3 protein-coding genes are annotated in these 2,124 nt (G+C 56.9%); all 3 read left to right on the top strand.

Translation table 11 applies throughout. From position 1 onward, the window contains the following. Positions 1-898, top strand: an 898-nt coding sequence (locus AB1772_13385; GenBank protein MEW5797332.1) for a hypothetical protein, incomplete at its 5' end; no start/stop codon positions are given. Between the two features lie 91 nt (positions 899-989). Then, entirely contained in the window at positions 990-1,397 is a 408-nt protein-coding gene (locus AB1772_13380; GenBank protein MEW5797331.1) for a hypothetical protein, read from the top strand. Next, on the top strand, positions 1,394-2,124 hold a 731-nt coding region (locus tag AB1772_13375; GenBank protein ID MEW5797330.1), incomplete at its 3' end, for a hypothetical protein. The genes AB1772_13380 and AB1772_13375, both read left to right, overlap by 4 nt.

Here is a 2,124-nt window from a genome sequence, read left to right as displayed (position 1 = left end):
CATCGATCCCCAGGCCGCCGGAGGCAGCATGAACGTCTACGAATGTACGGCATTAACAGGCGGAGCGGCGAACGCGCTGGACGCTATATCGTGGTCCGTTGCGGCGGACGGGGATATGGCGTTCGTTACCGTGTCGCAGCGGTTTTACGTGTTCCGGTACGACGCGTCGAGCAGCGCGGCGGAAAGTACGGCCGCGCACCCGTACACGATCAAGCCGGATGACGCCGGGGCGAATAATGGCCGGTGGAAAGAAGCCACCGCGGCCATCGTGGAGAGCGATTTCAATCACGACAGCTTGACCGGTTTCGTGGCCAACGAGCATATCGACTGGACCAACGCGACGTCCAATTTCGTGACCACGGGCAGTGTGACGCTGAATAATTCGGCGGCCACCTATCCGGTTGACCTGGCCTGTTCGAGGGCCGGCGCGCAGTACATCCGGATCCTGCATTCCGCTAACCAGAGTATCGGCAATATGATCCAGCGGAATCAGTCGGGCGGCTCGTACAATGTCCAGTGGCTGTACTATATCCCCAATAACCAGACCCGGCTCCAGTGGTTCACGGACGGGGCCGCGGGCATCGCCATGTACCTGACGGCGGACGCCGGGAATCTGTACATCCTCGGCGATTGTTCGGCGGCGTCATTCACCGACCGGACCCCCATGTTCGCCGGCGACGCCGTGGCCGCCATCCGGAACATCGCGGCCAAATCGGACACCGTGGACGGCCGCGGCTGGGGTGACATGGACCATTCGACCCTCCCGGACGGCGTGCTGATCGAGACGGTCGAGGACAAAAAGACCGTCCGACGGCGCAACCTGTCCAATATGGTGAGCCTGCTGACCAGGGGAATGCAGGAAATTATCGGGCGGATCGAGGCGTTGGAATCACGGTAGGGGCGAATGGTATTCGCCCGAAAACAGGGCGACCGCCGGTCGCCCCTACGAAACACAACAGGCGGGACGCCTGTCCCACCAGAGGGGTAACATGAAACGAATATTGTGCATCATGATGATCATTATAGGCCTGGCCGTGTGCGGCGGCGGATGGGCGCAGGAACTGACCGAATATGGAACCTACCGATATCGGACCTGTAAACCCACGGTCCGGCCGTGGGGAATCGAGCAATGGATCGATCTGTTCGATGATCGTGGAACGCACGTGCGTTCGTTCGCTATGAATTACCGGGACAAGGCCCCGGCGGACCTCACGGACAAAATCCATGCCAATATCGACCGCATTGATGCGGAATTGCATGAGCTTCCGGTGGAGCCCGAGGTACCTATGACGAAATCCGAAATCGAGGCGATCCTGAAAGAAAAAGGGTATTTGGAGGCCGACCAGAAATTAGAGGATCTGCCGGTTAAAACCGCCGAGGTGGAGGCTCCCAAATGAGACGATTTCTATCCCTCGTATTTCTGCTGTGCCTGATCCCGAGCATCGCATTTGGGGCCAACTATTACGTAGATTCCGCGACCGGCTCTAATGGTGACAACGGCACGACCCAGGCCCTGGCGTGGGCTACCATCGAATATGCACTGGAATCCGGTGGGCTGACGGCCGGAGATTATGTGTGGGTTCGGCGGAATCATAGCGAGATTCCTGTGAGTGATATCCTACCCGCCTATGACGGCACGGCGCAACTACCACTCACGGTGGCCTGTTATCCCCGGTCCTATCGAGCGATTACCCAGGCGGATTGGACCAATGGCGGAACGACGGTTGATAACGTGGTCGGTCTCACGCTCGCCCGGTCGGACCATCAGGCTCGTATGATTACCGGTCCGGACAGCCGAAAATATTTCATCAGCCGGATCGTGGACGCCAACACATTTATGATTTTGACACCGTACAAGGGAACGACGGTCACCGGTGTCAACGGCGCATGTTCGATCGACGCGGACGATTTGTATAGTTCCCGCCCGGCCGATGTGGATGGGTGGGATAGTGATGATGATACGCTTCCGTTAATTGATTTCAATAGTCAGGCATATAATGTATATTTGGCCGTTGATTACGTGCATCGGTTTATTGGAATCGAGTTTAAAAATTCAGCAGATACGTTTGGGCCAATTCAGGCATCAGAAAGTTATGCGGTTTTAGTAATTAATTGTCTATTTTC

Source organism: Candidatus Zixiibacteriota bacterium (genome assembly GCA_040752815.1).
GTDB lineage: Bacteria > Zixibacteria > MSB-5A5 > GN15 > FEB-12 > JAGGTI01.
The sequence above is the reverse complement of the archived record's forward strand: the minus strand, read 5'-3'. Positions and strand labels throughout refer to the sequence as shown.